General features: G+C 42.6%; 20 protein-coding genes. 3 read left to right on the forward strand and 17 right to left on the reverse strand.

Annotated elements, in window-relative coordinates; all coding sequences use genetic code 11:
• Positions 1–25: 25 nt before the first annotated feature.
• The 7 genes from F907_RS00615 to F907_RS00585 form a co-directional block, all read right to left on the reverse strand.
• Positions 26–334: a DUF3861 domain-containing protein gene (locus F907_RS00615; protein WP_005240449.1), complete on the reverse strand. Its 309-nt coding sequence runs from the start codon at positions 332–334 to the stop codon at positions 26–28.
• A 144-nt stretch (positions 335–478) separates the two neighbouring features.
• The gene (locus F907_RS00610; protein WP_005240451.1) at positions 479–1,012 is read right to left on the reverse strand and encodes a PadR family transcriptional regulator; all 534 of its coding nucleotides are present in this window, start codon (positions 1,010–1,012) and stop codon (positions 479–481) included.
• A gap of 197 nt (positions 1,013–1,209) precedes the next feature.
• Positions 1,210–2,475: an OprD family outer membrane porin gene (locus tag F907_RS00605; protein WP_370538959.1), complete on the reverse strand. Its 1,266-nt coding sequence runs from the start codon at positions 2,473–2,475 to the stop codon at positions 1,210–1,212.
• 68 nt (positions 2,476–2,543) lie between these two features.
• Positions 2,544–3,887 (reverse strand): MFS transporter, encoded by a 1,344-nt coding sequence (locus tag F907_RS00600; RefSeq protein ID WP_005240455.1) that lies wholly within the window; start codon positions 3,885–3,887, stop codon positions 2,544–2,546.
• A 108-nt stretch (positions 3,888–3,995) separates the two neighbouring features.
• The gene (locus F907_RS00595) at positions 3,996–4,697 is read right to left on the reverse strand and encodes a fumarylacetoacetate hydrolase family protein (protein WP_005240457.1); all 702 of its coding nucleotides are present in this window, start codon (positions 4,695–4,697) and stop codon (positions 3,996–3,998) included.
• Positions 4,698–4,732: 35 nt separating this feature from the next.
• Complete coding sequence (gene maiA / locus F907_RS00590; protein WP_005240459.1) at positions 4,733–5,368, reverse strand: maleylacetoacetate isomerase; 636 nt, start codon at positions 5,366–5,368, stop codon at positions 4,733–4,735.
• 48 nt (positions 5,369–5,416) lie between these two features.
• Complete coding sequence (locus F907_RS00585; protein ID WP_005240461.1) at positions 5,417–6,472, reverse strand: cupin domain-containing protein; 1,056 nt, start codon at positions 6,470–6,472, stop codon at positions 5,417–5,419.
• A 154-nt stretch (positions 6,473–6,626) separates the two neighbouring features.
• Here F907_RS00585 and F907_RS00580 point away from each other — a divergent pair, with 154 nt between their 5' ends.
• A complete protein-coding gene (locus F907_RS00580) occupies positions 6,627–7,520 on the forward strand; it encodes a LysR family transcriptional regulator (protein ID WP_005240463.1) in 894 nt (297 codons plus the stop codon).
• Between the two features lie 80 nt (positions 7,521–7,600).
• Here F907_RS00580 and F907_RS00575 read toward each other — a convergent pair whose 3' ends face one another.
• From F907_RS00575 to guaA, 4 genes are all read right to left on the reverse strand, one after another.
• Positions 7,601–9,058, reverse strand: coding sequence for an aldehyde dehydrogenase family protein (locus F907_RS00575; RefSeq protein WP_005240465.1), 1,458 nt, complete (start codon positions 9,056–9,058; stop codon positions 7,601–7,603).
• A 347-nt stretch (positions 9,059–9,405) separates the two neighbouring features.
• Complete coding sequence (locus F907_RS00570) at positions 9,406–10,335, reverse strand: LysR family transcriptional regulator (protein ID WP_005240468.1); 930 nt, start codon at positions 10,333–10,335, stop codon at positions 9,406–9,408.
• Positions 10,336–10,462: 127 nt separating this feature from the next.
• Entirely contained in the window at positions 10,463–11,245 is a 783-nt protein-coding gene (locus F907_RS00565; protein ID WP_005240470.1) for an ANT(3'')-II family aminoglycoside nucleotidyltransferase, read from the reverse strand.
• A gap of 55 nt (positions 11,246–11,300) precedes the next feature.
• Entirely contained in the window at positions 11,301–12,869 is a 1,569-nt protein-coding gene (gene guaA / locus F907_RS00560) for a glutamine-hydrolyzing GMP synthase (RefSeq protein ID WP_005240472.1), read from the reverse strand.
• A gap of 441 nt (positions 12,870–13,310) precedes the next feature.
• On the opposite strand from guaA, the gene F907_RS00555 reads away from it, so the two are divergent.
• A complete protein-coding gene (locus tag F907_RS00555) occupies positions 13,311–14,537 on the forward strand; it encodes a DUF445 family protein (protein ID WP_171057836.1) in 1,227 nt (408 codons plus the stop codon).
• Positions 14,538–14,588: 51 nt separating this feature from the next.
• Here F907_RS00555 and F907_RS00550 read toward each other — a convergent pair whose 3' ends face one another.
• From F907_RS00550 to F907_RS00540, 3 genes are all read right to left on the reverse strand, one after another.
• Positions 14,589–15,743 (reverse strand): IS4 family transposase, encoded by a 1,155-nt coding sequence (locus F907_RS00550; protein WP_005003123.1) that lies wholly within the window; start codon positions 15,741–15,743, stop codon positions 14,589–14,591.
• Positions 15,744–15,867: 124 nt separating this feature from the next.
• The gene (locus F907_RS00545) at positions 15,868–16,239 is read right to left on the reverse strand and encodes a NirD/YgiW/YdeI family stress tolerance protein (protein ID WP_005240475.1); all 372 of its coding nucleotides are present in this window, start codon (positions 16,237–16,239) and stop codon (positions 15,868–15,870) included.
• Positions 16,240–16,380: 141 nt separating this feature from the next.
• Entirely contained in the window at positions 16,381–16,797 is a 417-nt protein-coding gene (locus F907_RS00540; protein WP_005240476.1) for a DoxX family protein, read from the reverse strand.
• Positions 16,798–17,035: 238 nt separating this feature from the next.
• On the opposite strand from F907_RS00540, the gene F907_RS00535 reads away from it, so the two are divergent.
• Positions 17,036–17,674 (forward strand): DedA family protein, encoded by a 639-nt coding sequence (locus F907_RS00535; RefSeq protein WP_005240478.1) that lies wholly within the window; start codon positions 17,036–17,038, stop codon positions 17,672–17,674.
• Between the two features lie 13 nt (positions 17,675–17,687).
• On the opposite strand, the gene F907_RS00530 is transcribed toward F907_RS00535, so the two are convergent.
• From F907_RS00530 to F907_RS00520, 3 genes are all read right to left on the reverse strand, one after another.
• A complete protein-coding gene (locus F907_RS00530) occupies positions 17,688–18,278 on the reverse strand; it encodes a LysE family translocator (protein ID WP_005240480.1) in 591 nt (196 codons plus the stop codon).
• Between the two features lie 209 nt (positions 18,279–18,487).
• Positions 18,488–18,877 carry a hypothetical protein gene (locus F907_RS00525; RefSeq protein ID WP_005240482.1) on the reverse strand — a complete coding sequence of 130 codons (390 nt, stop codon included), beginning with the start codon at positions 18,875–18,877 and terminating at the stop codon, positions 18,488–18,490.
• Between the two features lie 13 nt (positions 18,878–18,890).
• Positions 18,891–19,733 carry a ParA family protein gene (locus F907_RS00520; RefSeq protein ID WP_005240485.1) on the reverse strand — a complete coding sequence of 281 codons (843 nt, stop codon included), beginning with the start codon at positions 19,731–19,733 and terminating at the stop codon, positions 18,891–18,893.
• Positions 19,734–19,769 lie beyond the last annotated feature (36 nt).

Raw genomic sequence — 19,769 nt, forward strand, 5'->3', positions numbered from 1 at the left:
CAATACCTCTTGTTTTAAATTCGTCTTATTCCAGAAGATCTTGTTTCACCTGCTGTTTTAAATTTTTCATAAATTGACCAAATTGAGGTAAGAACGTTGCGAATAATGGATGATCTTTATTTTCTAACATCACCTCACTAAATAGTTTTAAACCCACTGCAAATGACTTGGTGGTTTGATCATCAAAAAAATCTGCTTTCTTCAAACGTTCGACTATCTCGAAGAGATCGTCATGATTGCCCGTATAAAACTCTAGACGCTCACTATAGGTTGAGACATGCCCTTTCGCATCTTTTAAATGTTGCACCGTGACATGATATTGATGTTGTTTCATACTTCTGCTCCAAGGTGCTGCTCAGCACTCTCTTTGATTTCAACCTCTATCAGATCGACTTTAAATTGATGAAATACCGCAGCCAAAGACTGTACAAACGGTGCCCGCTTGTTTTGTGTTGTAGCTCTGACAACTCGCCCCAACTTATAAACGTCCGATTGCGATGGCGGCCTGATCAATTTTTTCCGCAATTTGATGGATCTGCTCTTGTTGCAAATCCGCGATATTCAGTTTTAAGCGCAATGCCGTCTTGAGGTTCTCCATGGCGCGGTGGATATCAATCAGCTGATCATTATTGTGAATTTCACGTCTTAGTCGTAGCTTTTGTAGAAGTGCCAATAGCATGTCTTGCTGCTCTTTTAAATAACTGTCGCCATAGTCGGTGATCTGGTATTGCTTACGTTCGGCATCCAGCAGGCGAATCAAATTCATTTCTTCCAGTGTGGTCAGCGTTGGATAAATCGTTCCTGCACTTGGGCTATAACCATCACCGACCAGATCGCTAATTTCTTTAATAATTTCATAACCGTGTTTGGGGCTTTGCTGAATCAAATGCAACACCAACAGTTTCATGCGACCTGATTCAAATAAGCGACCACGGCGGCCTGAACGAGGATGTTCCCGATGGAATAAAGCCGCTTCGGCTTCATCATGAGAATGCTCGGATTGATATTTCATCTGTTATTTTTCTCTATATTTGCTTAATTTGCGACAATTAAGATATATCTTAAATAGTCTTATAGCAAGTTAAGATATATCTTTAAATTTTAATATTTTGATAATCAATGAATTATTTATTCTTTAAAAAGCGCTTGAGCAAAATTAAGCAATAAAAAAGAGTGCTCAGGCACTCTTTTTTATGACTTTGCATGCAATTAGAATCGTTTCGTATAATTCACAAACAGACGATCTTCACCAAAGTCATTGCCATGTTTGACTTTGTAATCAACACGTAGATATTGAATGGCAAAGCCCTTTAAATAAGGCTGCTGAAAAGCATAATTGACCAAGACATTCGATTCAGTTTCATGGTTTTTCACACCATCGGCTGTTTTAAAGTCATAACCATAGACATATTTCACCATAGCATTTAACCCTGGTACGTAGTCCTTAAAATCATAGCCGTACATCAGATGATAGGACTTTTCATTCTGCTTAAAAAAGCCTGTGGCATTCCAGTTGATAAAATACAACTCAGGTAAAAATCCATCGGGTAAAGGATAGGCTGATTCACCCATAATTTGCTGATAACCCAAACCAAAACTCTGATTGTTTACTTTCAGCATTTCCAACACCCCGATATTCTGGGCATCGATCTTAAAATTGTCGCCATCATTTTTGGCATTGAAATATTTAAACTTGGAGTTCAGTGAAAAAGTGGGCTGTTTCCAGGTATGCTCCAGACCGAGATAGTGTTTGTTATATAAATCTTCTAAATTGCCAAAGTAATATTCAGCTTTGAGCGAGGGGGTCAGCTGATAACGTAGGTCAAGATAATTCAGGCCATCGGAATAGGCCGTTTTACCATTCGAGCTGAAGGAGAACTTATGAAAGTTATCTTCATTACGTGGAGACACTTTTGTCACCCGACCCAGTTCAGCATAGAGTTGATCCGAAATCTGTGATTTTAAACTGCTGCCCCAATAGGAGGTAATTAACTGACGACTGGCATCCGAGCTGGTAACAGGCAAGTCCAGCCATAGCTCCCCAACACTCAATAAAGTTTTGCCATAGCCTAGTTTCAGGGTTGCTCCATACTTTGAATAATCAGCCGCTTGGGACTGGGTCTGCCGATCAAAAGGCAATACCATATCACTGACGTGTCGATCTGCGCTTAACCGTACTGCATATTGTACCGAAGCATCCGCCCCGATCCGAATTGGCTTGTCTGCGATCACGAAAGGGGTATCGTATAAGTTTGAGGTATAAAACAAAGATACCCCTTGAGACCAACTGCCAAAGTTTTTTGCATTGCTATTGGCATAATCACGGTATAGATAGGCATTCTTCAGGTTAAATTTCCATTCGTCTTGAATGGGCTGGGTGGGGTCAGCTGCCCATACGCCCGAACTTGCCCCAGACATTGGCAGCAAGATACTCAGCGCTACAATTTTCACATTAAAGTGGTGCATAGAATCAATCATCCTGTGTTGAGTTGCCGTGCCATCCACTGGCACAGCGATCTATTTTTATTGGCAATGGCTTGAACTCAGCCGAGAGTTGTCACAACGCTAGGCTGTTCTTTTTTAAGACGTTTAATCAACAACAATGAAACTGCGGCACAAAAAGCGGGAATGGCGAGCAGACTGAGAATAGCAAAGTTAGAAAGATGCAATGACATCAGCCAGCCCCCCATGATCGAACCCACCACAGAACCAGCACGTCCGACCGCATTGGCCCAACTCACGCCTGTTGCACGACAATGGGTGGGATAAAAACTGGAAGAAAAGGCATTGGCACCGACCTGTGACCCACTGATTCCGGCACCGACACCAAACATGGCAAACATCAGCAATACCGTGTTGGCTTGTTCGATTCCCAAACCGAGACAAATCAGAAATAGACCACCAAATGCATAAGCGGTGCTTAACACTTTGGTGGCATCCAGCTTGTCCATCAGCAAGCCCAAGACAATGGCACCAATCGTCCCGCCAATCTGGAAAATCGAGGTGAGCCATGAGGCGTTGGATAAGTTAAAACCGGCGTTGGTCAATAAGGTTGGCATCCAGCTTGAGATCATATAAATAATCAGAAAGCTCATAAAAAAAGTGAACCAGATCAGAAATGTTCCCAAGGCAAAACCTTTGCCGAACAAATTTTTTAAACTCGATTTCGCAACTTCATTTACGGTGGGTACTAAGTGTGGAATCTCGCTGATCTGTGGTGCGATACGACGGATAATGCTTTCAATTTTTTCGGTACTTTTTTGTTTCAGCACAAGAAACCGTAACGATTCAGGCAGTAAATAATATAAAAAAGGGACTGTGCATAAAGGAGCAATCCCACCAATCAGTAAAATGCCATGCCAACCAATATGTGGCAGCAATTGAGCCGACAAAATCCCACCCAAGGCAGAGCCAATGGTAAAACCACAAAACATCATGGTGACCAGATTTGAACGTCGGGAAGTTGGTGCATATTCTGAAGTTAAGGTAATCGCATTGGGTAAAGCACCACCCAAACCTAAACCTGTCAGAAAACGCCAGATAATCAGGGTTTGTAGGTCTGAAGAAAAGGCTGCAAATAGACTGGCGCAACCAAACATGATCACTGAGCCGATCAAAATCGGTTTACGGCCTAATTTATCGGATAACGGTCCAAAAACCAGTGCACCTGCCATCAAACCAAATAAGCCTGCACCAAATAACGGTGCCAGATCGGTGGGTTGTAGTCCCCATTCGGCTTTTAATGCAGGCGCGATAAATCCCACTGCTGCGGTATCAAAACCATCAATTGCAACAATCAAAAAGCACAGCCACATGATTAATTTTTGCAAAGCTGAAAGCGGAATTTCATCGATGAAACTTTGCACATCTATTGTTTTTTGAGACATAACGACTCCTTTTGCCAATACCTTGGCCGATGCAATCCTTAGCAAAGGTGCTCAACTTTATTTGTTCTTCAGCTTGAGCACCTGTTTAAACCACTCAGATCAAGTGCGTTATTTCACATTCACGGTAATGCCAGTCAATCCGGTAATCTCAGCACGCATCACATCACCTCGAACCACAGCACCCACCCCTTCAGGTGTTCCTGTAAAGATCAAGTCGCCTGCTTTGAGTTCAAATAAGGTCGATAGATTGGCAATGGTTTCAGCAACTGACCAGATCAAATGGCTAATATCACTGCGTTGCTCAGTTGTACCGTTGACGGTCAAATGAATATCCGCCTGATTCATTTCACCTGTTTCGGTGATGGGATGAATCGGACCAATCGGCGCAGAAAAATCGAATGCTTTTCCAATTTCCCATGGACGCCCTTTTTCACGCATACTCATTTGCAGGTCACGGCGCGTCATGTCCAAGCCCACTGCATAACCATAGATATACTGTGCAGCCTCTTCGACTGAAACATTCTTGGCATCCCGACCAATCGCAACCACCAACTCAATTTCATAGTGATAATTTGAGGTCTCGCTTGGATAAGGAATATCTACCGCCTCTTGATCAACAGGTACAATCGACTCTAAGTCATTCGGTTTGCAGAAAAAGAACGGTGGTTCACGATCTGGATCAAAACCCATTTCACGCGCATGGGCAGCGTAGTTACGTCCGACACAGTAAACTCGACGGACTGGAAATTGTTGATCTGAGCCGTGGATAAACAGGCCTGCTGGTGTCATGGGTTCAAATATAAAGCTCATGGCATATTCCTTATTGATATAGGTGGATCAGCAACTTAAAACGCATCTGCTTGCTGTTCAGGTGCAGCTTTCTGAAATGCTTCAAGCGTCATACAATGCTGATAAATTTCATTAATTTGGGGATAGGCCGATAGGTCGACCTGAAAGCGTTGTGCAGACACTACCTGTGGAATCAAATAGGCATCGGCTAGGCTAGGTTGATTGCCATAGCAGAACTTTTTCCGCGTAGGATCTTGTGCCAAGATCTGCTCTAAAGCCGAAAAACCATCTTGAATCCATTTAGCACACCATGCATTGATCTGGTTCTGATCCAACCCAAGCTGGCGTAAATGTTCCAGCACACGTTTATTGTTTAAGGGATGAATATCACAGCCAATCAACGCCGCAATGGCGCGTACTTTTTCTTTACCCAATGCATCTGCTGGTAACAAAGCAGGCTCTGGATATTGCTGTTCAATCCATTCGATGATGGCTGGACTTTGTAGCAGCAGACCAGATTCAGTTTCCAATACGGGGACAAAACCCTGTGGATTCAATCTCTTAAAGTCCAGCTGTTGATGCTCATTTTTAGCCAGTGAGACATAACTTATCTCATAATCCAAACCCTTTAAATTCAGAGCAATGCGGGTTCGATGTGATGTACCACTACGAAAAAAACTATAAAGTTTCATATACTCGCTCCTCAGCAGCATGTGCTTTCACCACAGCTGAGATTAAAATTATGGACGTGCAGCAGTTCGCTCACGGATTGAATACAGGCCCAACTTACGCTGCAAAGGAGCTTCATCTGCGATAAAGACATAGCATGGCTGTTCGGATGTATTGATTAAATCAATAACAGCAAAACACGGTGCACAGGCGGTATCGGCTTTACTCAAATGAAAATCCTGTTGATCGATCTGGATCGTTAAGCCCCCTTCAATGACATGAAACACCTGTGGGGTGGAACGTAAAGGCAGAGATAGTGTTTCATTCGGACGCAGCAGCAGTGCTGAATAGCCTAGAATATGTTGACAATCTTGACCCGTTTCAGGATTGACATAGGCCACTTGTAACGGGTCCTGATAGCCTGCTTTTTTTGCTAAGGCATCCAAGACCTTTTTAGTATCCTTCCACGCATAACGCATCATCGGATATGCGGCATCTTCACGACTAAAATGCGGGGTCGGTACAATACCTGCTGCATATTGGGGGGTAGAACCTTGATTGATTCGATCCACTTCTTGACGACGGCCCTCTTCCACAAAAGAGGCTTCCATATAGTAAACCAGTGGTAAATCAAGGATATCCATCCAGATCACAGGTTGGTCACCATCATGTCCATGCTCATGCCATAACCCAGAAGGGGTAAGGATCATGTCACCATGTTCCATAATGCATTTTTGCCCTTCAACAGTGGTGTAAGCCCCTTCACCTTCAACAATAAGACGTACTGCATTCGGTGCATGGCGATGTGCAGGTGCCCACTCTTTAGGGAGCAGCAGTTGCATGCCTAAATACATGGCTGGACTGACCTTCATATTGTCCAAACCATGCCCTGGGTTAGCGAGTGCCAACACTCGACGCTCTGCCTTTTCGATCGGCGTTAGCTCCCCAGCTTCTAGTAACAGAGGCTTAATCTGATGAAAATACCAAGCGGTTGCAACTGTTTGTGGTCGTGGTTTATTGGGTGGGATAAAGCTTCGTAAATTAGGCCATAACGGCACCAGATTTGACGCATTCAGCTCCTCTCGATAACGTTCGGGTAGCTCTTCTAGCGTGCCTAAAGGTTCCATATGTCATTCCTTTTTCTGCCCATGGAGCACAATAATAATGACGATAATTTCATCAATATTCGGTGTTGGCTCAATGTAACAATCAGGATGTGTTGAATCTATGCACAAAAAACAATAGGCTGTATTGATAAAATCAATACAGTGGGTCAGTGCGATGTTTGATCTGGATACAAGATTGCTGAAAATTTTCTTTGAAATTTATCAGCATAAAAGTATTTCTAAAGCCGCGGAACAATTGGGTATTGGTCAACCAACCTTAAGTATTGCACTGAATAAACTCCGCACCCATTTTCGTGACCCACTGTTTGTACGAATTGAAAATAAAATGCAACCCACCGAACTCGCCCAGCAAATTTATCCAATGGTGGTGGAAATTCTCAACCGCCTAAAATTGGTAGAAAACTATAATATTGAGTTCGACCCACAAACCTCAACCTATCAATTTCGTATCAGCATGACTGACATCAGTCACTTGGTATTTTTACCGCGCCTGATGAATTACATGCGTCAGCATGCCCCGTCAATTCGTCTGGACATTCTGCCAATTGATAGCCAGACAGCCCCGATGATGTCGAATGGACATATTGATCTCGCCATTGGATTCCTCCCCCAACTGGAAGCAGGTTTTTATCAGCAAACCTTGTTTCAGCAGCATTACACGTGTTTGGCTAGTCAACAACATCCTCGGCTAACAGGAACCAGCCTATCCGCTCTAGAGTTTGCTCAGGAATTACATGTCGATATCTTGGCAACAGGAGGACATTATGTGGTGGAGCATGAGCTACAAAAACACGGCGTCAACCGCAATATTCTGGTGCGTTTACCCAGCTATTTGGGTGTCGGTCTGATTGTCAGAGATACCGATGTAATTGCCACTATTCCCAATTATCTGGCGCAGGTGTTAATGACTCAAGGCGGGTTGAAAACCTTAGAGCCTCCCTATCACTTTCCACAATTCAGCGTTAAGCAACACTGGCATTCGCGTGTCCATCAAACCCCAAGTAATCAATGGTTAAGACAAGTGTGCTTTAAACTGTTCTCGACCTAATTCTAACTCAGGCTAAAATAAAAACAGCGTATCGAAATCGATGCGCTGTTTGTAGTGTCATTCAATGCTTGACCAAATCCCTAGTCCGCTCCAGAAACACCCGTTGAAATGGTAATATGCTTATATTCAATGAAGTCATCCATTGCCGCCATCCCATTCATTCGCCCAAGACCAGAGTTTTTAAAACCACCCTCCTCAAACTCATCATAAACCACGGCCCAATCATTGATCCACACGGTACCCGCTTCCATTTCAGTCGCAACGCGTAATGGTAAATCTACATCACGACTCCAGATTGAAGCCGCTAAACCATATTGGTTATCATTGGCAAGCATAATCGCTTCTGCTTCGGTATCAAACACTTGCAAAGTAAGGACTGGCCCAAAAGTTTCTTCCTGAATAATATCCAAGCTGTTGTCATTCACTTCAAGTAAGGTGGGACGATAGAAAGCACCTTTGGCCAGTTCACCTTCGGTAATCGGGCCACCACGAACAATCACCTTCGCTCCTTCTGCAATCGCTTTTTCAACCACAGCATCAACACGTGCCACATTATTTTTATCGATCAATGGTCCCATATCACTGCTAGGATCGGCAGCCGGGCCGACTTTGACGGCTTCCAAACGCTGCGCCAGTTTCCGTTTCAGCTCATCTGCCAGCTCACGCTGAACCAGTAAGCGTGAACCTGTCATACAGAACTGCCCCGCAAAGATGGTCAGGGCTTTTTCCAGTTTAGGTAACACCAGATCAAGATCGGCATCCTTAAACACGATCATCGGCGTTTTACCACCCAATTCTAGACCAAAGCGTTTTAGATGCTGCGCGCCTGTCGCTGAAATAGCTTTACCTGTTGCTGTGCTGCCCGTAAAACTAATCACTGGGACATCGGGTGATTCCACCAGTAAACGCGACCCACCTCCTGTCGACTCACTAAATAAATTAATCACTCCTTGCGGTAAAGAAGTAAGCTCAGAAAAAATTTGGGAGATTATGGCATTGGTTTGTGCAGTTTGACCTGGCATCTTAATCACTGTTGTGGTGCCCGCGGCTAATGCAGGTGCCAGTGAACGAATCATTAAAACCACGGGAGAATTCCAAGGTACAATAATCCCAGACACCCCCATCGGCTCGCGTATAACCATCGAATAACTACCCGGCTTTGGCTCTAATGCTCGACCATATTCAGTTAAAGTCAACGCTGCGTAATAGCGTAATTTAGCGGGAACCATCGTCACTTCAAAGGTGGCTTCGGGCTTAATCTTTCCATTTTCAGTGGCAAGAATCTCGATCAACTCATCGGTATGACGTTCGAAAGCATCCGCCATTTCATTCAGTACTTTTGCCCGTAAACGACGATCACGCTTCCAATCTGTTTCTTTCAATGCTTTCTTTGCGGCCCATATCGCACTTTGCACCTGCTCTATCGTGGCATTGGCATATTGTCCGATTACTTCATATGTTGCTGGATTAATTGACTGCATATGCTGATGAGAATCTACCCACTCACCATTTATCCAGTTCTTAGCTAGTCTATTCATCTGCATATCCTAAAAGTAAAAATCAAAGAAGATCGACATTGGGATGCTGTCTAATATTAATCCACCAAGACATTCAATTAATATTTTGATAAATATCATAATCTTAAGTATTCAACACATCTCCCCCACGCTGTTTCTAAACCACACTTGCAAGTTACTTGAGCTACATGGGTTGAAAATGTGATAACAGCAAATCGCGAGGGTAAATGCTCAGTAACATATCGATCTTCTCAGATCACCCGATATCAATCGGTTTTAAAAGAGAGGCAAACACCCTAACAAATGATGTTTTTTGTTCGCTAGACCAAAAAAAGCAAAACTATGATTCGCTTTTTCCGAACAAGGTCTTATGACTCCTGCCGCAGCATATTCTGAATCTGGCTATCCCACGGCGCAGGATGACCAATTTTTGTGGATAGAAAATCAACCAAAGTTTGAATTTTAGGGGAGGCTCGATTGGACAAGCGGTAAACCACTGAAATATTGCCTCCCGAAGGAGAGAACTCAGGCAAGATCACCTTGAGTTGCTTTTGGCAAATTGCTTCTGCAGCAAGAAAGCTTGGCAGAATTGCAATCCCTAAACCACGCTTGGCAGCCGCCAGTAATTGATGACCACTATCTGTGCGTAGATAAGGAGATATTCGGAAAAAGGCCTTTTTTCCGTCCACAGGAAGTTGCCACATCCCATGTGGTTCTCGAGACAAATACAACAATCCACGATGTCGCAACAACTCATTAGGGTGAGTAGGCATCCCATACGCTTTTAAATAATCTGGACTTGCACAAATATAGTGGTGATTCTGTGCAACCGTCTGACTAATCAGATTGGAATCAGCTAACTCTCCCATCCGAATCGCCGCATCATAATGACCATTATTCAGATTGACAAAATGATCACTCGACTCAATATCTAGCTTTAATTCAGGATACAGTTGCACGAACTCAGCCAAATAAAGGGCGAGATATTGAATATTAAATGCCTGTGGTACCGATAAACGAAAACTACCACCAATATGATCATGACGCGCGCTGATAGATTCTTCTAGCTCACTTAACTCCACCAGAATCTTGCTCGACTGCTGATAAAACTCCTGTCCAGCCTCGGTTAACAGCATACTTCGACCACGATGAATCAGCGCAGCAGACAAACGCTGTTCCAGTTGCTGAATCCGCTGACTCACTACTGATTTAGTAATGCCTAGGCGTGTCGCAGCATGGGTAATACTTCCCGCATCAACCACGGCAATGAACGTTTGCATTTCAACAATCTGATTCAAAAGGCACTCCCGATCTGGGCTTTATCATGAACAAATGTTAGGTCTAATCGAGATGGCCTGAATAGCCTGTTCTTGCAATACTAAGTTTTATCTATGCAACAATCCAAGTATTGTCCTTTACTGTTTATTATTTATGTATTTTATGTTTTAAAAGTGCAGTGATCTTCATATTAAGAAAGTCAACAATCGCTTGCAAAGTCAGATGCTCACTTGGCCAGTGCTGCTTGCCAATCTCACCTTTATATTCTTGGCTCATACGCTGTAAAACAATTTGATGCTGCTGTTGTAATTGAGGGATCACCCATTGTGCAGCCTGATCTTTCGGTACAATATCATCCATAACCAAACTAAAATAAATTCGGCATAAAGCCAAAATCTGGTTGCGTTCATCCGCATCCTCATCCCAATGCGCCACGATCGATGGATAGGTGTCTGCCATCGCTTGCCAAAGCTGTTGGTTTGGAATTTCAGTTGACCACTGTGTCAGACTTGGCCCCAGCAAAGTACGATGATGCATTTGTGCTTTCTTGAGCAAAATACTCAGATCGGGGTCTGCATGTGTACTGAGTATAGCGCCTTGGCTTAACTCATCACGCAACCATTCACCAAATTGTAGCTCGTAGCTGAGCGGGTAACTTTCTGAAAGAATCTGCTGTTTGAGTACGATGGTGACTTCAAGTGCTCGTTGTACAGTACCGATCGGATGAGAAATGTGTAATAAGGTTTCTGCCAGTTGCTGTCTTTGCTGGAGCGTCAGTACTTGGTTGACGACAACCAAAATATCCAGATCGCTTTCTGGACCTAGGCCGCCATCGATGGCCGAACCATAAAGATAAATAGCAAACAGTGATTCGCCTAAAAGCTGCTGTAAGGCTGTTTGTAACTCATCTAATTGCAAGGTCTCCAACATGCTTCACCTCTTGATCAATCATAAAAAAGGCAGGATTTTCATCCTGCCCTTTTTCTTATTCCCACTCGATCGTTGCGGGTGGTTTAGATGACACGTCATAAACAACACGTGAAACATCTTTAATTTCATTCATGATACGGGTTGAGATTTTATCAACCAAGTCATACGGTAAGTGCGCAAAACGTGCTGTCATGAAGTCAACGGTTTCTACGGCACGAAGTGCAATCACCCATGCATAACGGCGACCATCACCCACCACACCCACTGATTTTACTGGTTGGAATACCGCAAATGCTTGTGCAGTTTTGTCGTACCAACCGCTATCACGTAGTTCTTGCATGAAGATGTCATCAGCAAGACGAAGAATATCTGCATATTCTTTTTTCACTTCACCCAATATACGCACGCCCAAACCTGGACCTGGGAATGGATGACGGTAAATCATGCTATGCGGTAAGCCAATGGTTGTACCTAATTTACGTACTTCGTCTTTAAACAAGTCACGTAATGGCTCAACCAATTCAAATTCCAAATCATCAGGTAAACCACCCACGTTGTGGTGTGATTTAATCACGTGTGCCTTACCTTGTTTGCTTGCTGCAGATTCGATCACGTCTGGATAAATCGTCCCTTGCGCCAAGAATTTCACGCCATCAAGTTTACGCGCTTCTTCTGCAAAAACTTCAATAAATTCACGACCAATGATTTTACGTTTTTTCTCAGGATCAACTTCGCCCGCCAATGCAGACAAGAAACGTTGTTCAGCATCAGCACGAATTACACGGATACCCATGTTTTCTGCAAACATTTGCATCACTTGATCACCTTCGTTTAAACGAAGTAAACCATTGTCTACAAATACGCAAGTTAACTGATCACCAATGGCTTTATGCAATAATGCTGCGACTACAGATGAGTCCACACCACCCGACAAACCTAACAGAACTTTTTCATCACCAATTTGCTCACGCAACTGTTCTACACGCAGGTCAATGATGTGCTCAGGGGTCCACAGACCACGGCAACCACAAATCTGATGGACGAAATTCGACAGTAATTCAGCACCTTTGGCCGTGTGCGTTACTTCTGGGTGGAACTGAACACCATAGAAACGACGTGCTTCATCACTTACTGCAGCGAATGGGCAGCTTGGTGTGCTTGCAGTCACTTGGAAACCTTCTGGAATCGCACTGACTTTATCGCCATGACTCATCCACACATGTAACTGGTTTTCACGGTCTTGCAAGTGACCAATCAATTTATCACGAACTAGAATATCAACTTCTGCATAACCAAACTCATGTACTGTACCCGGCTCTACTTTACCGCCAAGCTGTTCAGACATGGTTTGTAAGCCATAACAGATACCCAACACTGGTACGCCTAATTCAAATACAACTTGCGGCGCGCGTGGGCTTCCTTCTTCATGTACGCTCTCAGGGCCACCTGACAAAATAATCCCGTTCGGATTAAACGCACGAATGTCTTCTTCAGACATATCGAATGCATACATTTCAGAATAGACACCCGCTTCACGTACACGACGTGCAATCAGCTGGCTATATTGAGAGCCGAAATCCAAAATAAGGATACGATCTTCAGTAATTTGAGTATTGGTCGTCATGGTTCATCATAAAGGCAAATGAATTAAGCGCCATATTCTAACATTTTTCACGCTTTGGCGCATCGCAATTCATCATCTATCTCGTTTTTTCCTTAGGCATGTCAATGGGCACTGATATTTAAACTAAAATTCTCAAGTCAAGCACAAAATAAGGAGCGTTCAATCAACAATTCTTGCCCATTCTGCTCAACACAAAGCAAAAATTGGTGCTAAGATGACGAATCGAAAAGGTATTACCAAGGAAAGGTATGCTCTCGGCTACATCGTTGCCTTTTATACGATGCTATGTCCTCACCCAAAGGAATAAATCAAAAGGCAACTACAACTCTAAAGGCCTTGGCTTATCGTCAATGCCCTAAAATATTTTACTATCATCTAACGCTTGTCCGACCACGAGCAACAATTAGGACTTGAAGGACCAATAAAATAATGTTTCAAGAAATGATTGCGGATTTTCAACAGAATTTCTGGTTGTATATTTCAATCCCTTTTATCAGTGGCTTTATTGGTTATGTAACCAAAGTCATTGCCATTCAAATGATGTTTTCACCACTTGAATTTAAAGGATTGCGCTTATTTGGTCTTCCACTCGGATGGCAAGGGATTGTTCCCCGTAAAGCAGAGAAGATGGCCACCACGGCTGTGGAGTTGATGACCTCCAAGCTGATCAAACCCGAAGAAATTTTTGCCCGACTCGACCCCAAACGGATTGCCCAAGAAATTGAAAAACCATTAATGGCAGCCGCTGAGGACATTACCCGCGAAGTGGCACAGCAATACCAACCTGGCTTATGGGAAGGTATGCCGGAGTTTGCACGACAGAAACTAATTAAACGTGTTCAGGCCAAAGCGCCAGAAATTGTTGAACATATCATGAGTGAAGTACAGAAGGATGTTGCCAAGTACTTTGATATCAAACATATGGTGATCAACAATCTGCTCAAAGACAAACGCCTGCTCAATGAAATCTTTAAAAAAGTTGGCAAACAGGAATTCAAATTCTTTAGTAACGTCGGTTTCGTGTTTGGTTTTGCGATTGGTGTAGTGCAAATGCTGTGCTGGATCGTGACTCAAGGTAAATATCCATGGATGCTGCCAATGTTCGGTGGCTTTGTCGGCTTCTTTAGCGACTGGATGGCCTTACAAATGATGTTCCGCCCGTTATACCCAAAAAAGATCATGGGCTACACTTGGCAGGGTTTGTTCATCAAACGTCAGAATGAAGTTGCTGCCGACTATGCTGCATTGATTTCCAAACAATTACTGACTTCACGCAATATGATGGAAGAATTGTTTTCAGGCACACATTCGGACAAAGTCATTGAATTGGTCAGCCGCCAGGTAAAACAAGAAATTGACTTACAGGCAGGTATTGTGCGTCCATTGGTGGTCTATGCCATTGGCGGCGAGAAATATCAGAACCTGAAAGCCGAAGTCGCAGAGCGTATTCTGAAACAGCTTCCAGATACCATGCGCTATGTTGAGTCTTATGCTGAAGATGCCATGAATGTGCGCAATACACTGGTTGAACGTATGCAGAAACTCAGCCCGGAAGAGTTTGAAGGGATGTTACGCCCTGCCTTCAAAGAAGATGAATGGTCACTGATTATTGTTGGTGCGGTGTTGGGTTTCCTCGTTGGGGAAATGCAGATTCATTTTATGCTCTAAAAATCTGAGTGATAAAAAAGGAAGCATCTGCTCACTGCTGTCCCACAAATATCACAAGAAGAACCTCAATTGAGGTTCTTCTTGTTTTCGCCATTTTTTATCAGGCACAAAGAGTGACCTTAAAAGTTTCCTTTCAAATAAATTGACCTGAATAATTCTCAGTAAACGCTGAACACTCCATCCTTCTTGTGCCATGTGTTTAGCGAAGTTCACCAGCAAATAGGCAATTAATGCAATCCATATTTGCGTTTGTATCGCATTGCGGCTTCGACCTAGAAATGACTTCAGTTTTAAATTCTGCTTGATGGCTTTAAAGAATAACTCAATCTTCCAGCGATCTTTATAAATTGCAGCAATGGTGGATGCTGCCAGATGAAAGTTGTTGCTCAGAAATTCGAATGTTCTTTTCTTATCTGTATCATAAAACTCTATACGTCTTAATAATTCAGGTGCGCCTCTTTTCTTGGCATGCGCACTGCTCAATTCAATACATTCATCCGCAATAATCCCTTTAGTCTCTAATACGCTGCGGCTTGATTTAACTTGATAAACTGTCTTTGGGCGTAGCCGGGTTACAAAGCTGACGTTCTGAAGTGTCAACTGAGCAAACCATTGATAATCAACATATCCTTTATCAAAGACGATAATGCTGCCAGCAGGAAATTTAAATGCTCTGCCTTGCACCATATCATTTTCAATACCATCCCCAAGCGCTACAAATTCAGGAATGGTATTGCTGTGATTTAAGCCAACACTGAGTTTAATACTGGCTTTGGATTCATGCACTTTTGCCCATGCGCACAATGACAGTGAAAGATCAATATGACTGGCATCTAGTGAATACAGCGGATTTTTGAATCTAAATTTATGTGCAGTTTTAGAGTTTTCACAGCGCTGAAGCAGCTGTGTGAACAATTGCTGATACAGGCTGGCGGGCTGTTCTTCGTTGAGTCTTGCTAAGGTGCTTCGCGCAATTCTCTTCGCGCCAAGATGATAGAGCTTTTCCTGCTGGGATTCGAGATTGGATTGAATGTCTCTTAAGCTTTGCCGACAAGAAAGTTGGGACATCAATATAGCAACAAACTGATCCCAGCGGGTGGCTGATCTTAATTTTTGCCCAGAGTGGTGTAGTTTAGCCAGACGTTCAAAATCTTGTCTTAGAATGGGTTTGAGTAATTGATGAAATACGGTATTCTGATGTGACAAAACCTGACTCCTTTATAGTTAAAGTGTTTGTTTGCACTCATATTTTAACTATTTAGACTCAGGTTTTTTTTATTTAAAGCAAACTATGGGACAGTAGTGAGCATCTGCTTCCTTTTTTATGCTTTTATCGAGATGTATATTTTTCAATTTTAATCACTTCAATATCGGTTGCTTTATAACGATGGGTATCTACCTCACCCACCAAACGCACATGATCACCGACTTTTAGCCCTGCCTGACGCCAAAGATCATCATCAATTTCTACACTGATCGTACCACTCCGATCTTTAAATTCATAATGATCACTTTGCAGATGCTTTGTGATCTGGCCTGTCAGCGTGACACCCGTTTCATCTGCCAATTTCGCCACTTGGCTCACGGTCACCATATTCTTTGTCGCTTCCTGTAGCAATACATGATCATCCTTACCCGCCCATGTCAGCGTCGAAAGACCAGTGAACACTACGATCCCGCAACCCAAAAGCACTTTTTTCATTATCATGTCCTATTTGTTTTCACCAATTATGATCTAAACAGAAATAAGCACAGATGTCGGCTTTTGTTTGTAAGCAAGCAAATACGATCGGCAAAATTTAGCCCCACTATTCACAGTGGGGCATTAATAGCGGCCTATAGTTTATTTTTCAATCAAATGATCAAGACTAATACGACCTGCACCATAAAGCATTAACATGAAGAAACCACCTGCCATGGCAAAGTTTTTCATAAAGTTAATGGCATCCTCTGCACCACCATGGAAGATAAAGGCGGTGATAATACTAAAAATACCTAAGCCTAAAGATGCAAAACGTGTTTGGAAACCAAACAATAAGGCTAAACCACCACCAAACTCAACCAAGATTACGAGGGGTAACAACGCGCCTGGAACACCCATTGATTCCATATAACCAGCCGTGCCTGCATAGCCCACGATCTTGCCCCATCCAGCAACAAGAAAAATATAAGCCAACAACAAACGCGCAATCAAAGTTACGACATTAGCCACACCAGACTGTGTTACGATATTTTTTACAACAACATTTGGATTAAACATAATCAATTTCCACACTGTTCGTTTTTTAACATGTTAGCAAGTTTATGCATCTTTAATTTTGCAATAAAGTCCTATTTAGTTAACATATCGTTCCTATTTTGCAACAATAACACTATTTTTCTCGCGTCAATCTCCTTTGAATATGTGCTGAAAAGTTACCAATTAATTTGCTTTTTATACTGACTTTCTACAGATGCACTGCTAGGATTTAGTCCACATTCATAGTGTTAACACCTTCATGGAACTGATTGATTTTATTCTGCACGTTGACGAACATCTTTTAGAATTTATTACCAATTATGGTGTATGGATTTATGCCATTTTATTCCTGATTATTTTTGTTGAAACCGGTTTGGTAGTAATGCCTTTCTTACCTGGCGATAGTTTATTATTTGCTGCAGGTGCATTGGCTGCTTCAACAGGTGCAATGGATCCATGGATATTGGGTATTTTACTCTTTCTTGCTGCGGTACTGGGTGATACCTTAAACTATCATATTGGGCGTTATATCGGGCCACGTGTGTTCGAAATTAACTCGCGTTTTATTAATAAACAACATCTTATTAAAACCCAGCAATTCTTTGAACGCCATGGAGGTAAGACCATTATCTTCGCGCGCTTTGTTCCATTTGCACGTACTTTTGCCCCATTTGTTGCGGGTGCAGGTAGTATGAATTATAAGTACTTCCTTAGCTATAATGTCGTTGGTGCATTCTGCTGGATCGCCTCCTTCATCACGCTTGGTTATTTATTTGGTAATATGCCAATCGTGAAAGATAATTTCACCCATCTGATTTTCGGTATTATTATTATCAGTATCTTACCAGGCGTGATTGGCTTTATCCGCCAGAAAATGAAGGGCACGAAAGCCCAATAAGTCGAGCGTTCTGTTAAAAGAAACGTAAGATCATAGGCAGCATACAAATCAGTAATAGCATGGCCGACCCTTTATACAAATGGTCGGCTTTAATTCCAATCAAACTTCCCGCCAGCAATGCACGTCCAAATAACATCCAGAAAATACTAACCGGGATCAGAATAAGACTAAAAATGGCAAAAACCAAAGCAGCTTGCTCAATCGAATTCCACGTTTCACTCGGAAAAACCCCTGAAGCCAGCAGTACTGTTTTTGGATTTTTTAAAGTCGATAAGAATAGCTGTCTTTTACGAATTTGCTGATGATGCTGATCGTGCTTTTGTAGATGTGAACCTTTCCAGAGATGAAAAGCCATCCACAATACGTAGAGTAAACTGAGCGTATGTAAAATCGCGCCAATCGCAGGCCAGATCGGATCAAATAAATGAATGAATAGCGCCCATAAACTAATCCCGTAGAGATAGCCCAACCACTCAATTGGAATAAACGTGATGGTTTTAGGAACACCGTGTTGGTGTGTTGCACTGGCAAGCAAAGCATTGGTTGGACCAGGTATCAATAACACCGCCAACATCGCCAAAACAAAAAACCAACTCTCAATCATAGATATACCGAACAACTAGACATGGGCGCCACCTTAAACGAATTTAGGGCAAAAATACAAATTTGAGCGAGATGCAGGCAAGGGAAAAATCAATGATTTAGTGGATATAATTTTTTAATATATTGAATTTTTTTATTATTTTACGAAACATTTTGCCATAATTTAGTTGCTGACCATCATCCTGACAGATGACGGTCAGTTGTCAAAATCTATGATTTTGGACGTTGTTTGACAATAATCGGGCAGCCTTTAAATTTTGCTGCCTGTACAATCGCATCTTGTTGACCCAGTACATTGGCCAACTCAGTGTTCTTGGTATTCATTGACTGTCCCATATTGAGTGAGATCGATGGACCAAAGCCCCACCCCCCTCTGCCCCAGCCACCACCAAGCCCAACACCAACGCCCATACCTGTACGTTTTGGCGTTTGTACACCATTTTCAATATAAAGCTGAATACGGTTGTATTCTGCTTGTAACTGTTGGCAATTCAATGCTTGATATTGTGTAGGCGACACATAAGCGGGTTTAACCGTTGATGCACATGCACCCAATAACAGACTCGCTGCCAAAACAGGCATCCAATATAAGCGTTTCATAAGATTCTCTTATTTATTTCTTTGATTCAATCTCATTGAACAGGGTCACATAAGCGACGGTCAATTTATGGTCAGATGCCAAATGAATCAAGGGTAAATTCTTTTGATGTGATTCTTTCATCAAGATCGAGGGGGGTAACATGCTCTCTAGCACTGGTAAACCTTCATCTTTGAGTTGTTGAACCACTTCACGGGGTAGTTTTGCCTGAGATTGGAACTGATTGACCACAATTCCTTCAATCTCCAAGCGATCATTATGATCATCTTGGGTTTCGAGCACATTTTCAATCAAAGTTTGTAACGCACGTTTTGAGAACACATCACAATCGAATGGAATTAATACCCGATCCGCAGAGATCAAAGCAGATAAAGTAAAGAAATTAAATGCAGGGGGTGTATCAATAAAAATCCGGTCATAACGTGCACTCAAGGATTGGATCGAGTCACGCAATTTATAGATTTTATGCTTGCTTTCCAGTGCATGTTCAAGAGCCCCCAAACTTGGACTGGCAGGAATCACATCCAGATTATCAAAAGTAGTACGATGCACATAACTGTCTAAACCTTTACCGCGCGGTGCTTTCAGAATGGAGCCAATAGCATTGCCAAGCAGTCCTTTTTGCTGCGTACTGCCTAAAATATCCTCGAAGAAATTTTCGATGTTTGGCTCTAATGCGGCTTTATCGGCAGAATAGGTTGCATCTTCACCCAAAAGATACTGGCTTGAATTTGCTTGCGGGTCCAGATCAATCACCAAGGTTCTTAAACCTTGCTGCGCACTAATGGCCGCTAAATTCACGGTAATACTTGATTTCCCCACACCGCCTTTCTGGTTAAACACCACACGCGTTAACATAATTTCCCTCTAAATATTTTTGTAAACTGCATGCAG

Source organism: Acinetobacter colistiniresistens, from assembly GCF_000413935.1.
Classification (GTDB): domain Bacteria; phylum Pseudomonadota; class Gammaproteobacteria; order Pseudomonadales; family Moraxellaceae; genus Acinetobacter; species Acinetobacter colistiniresistens.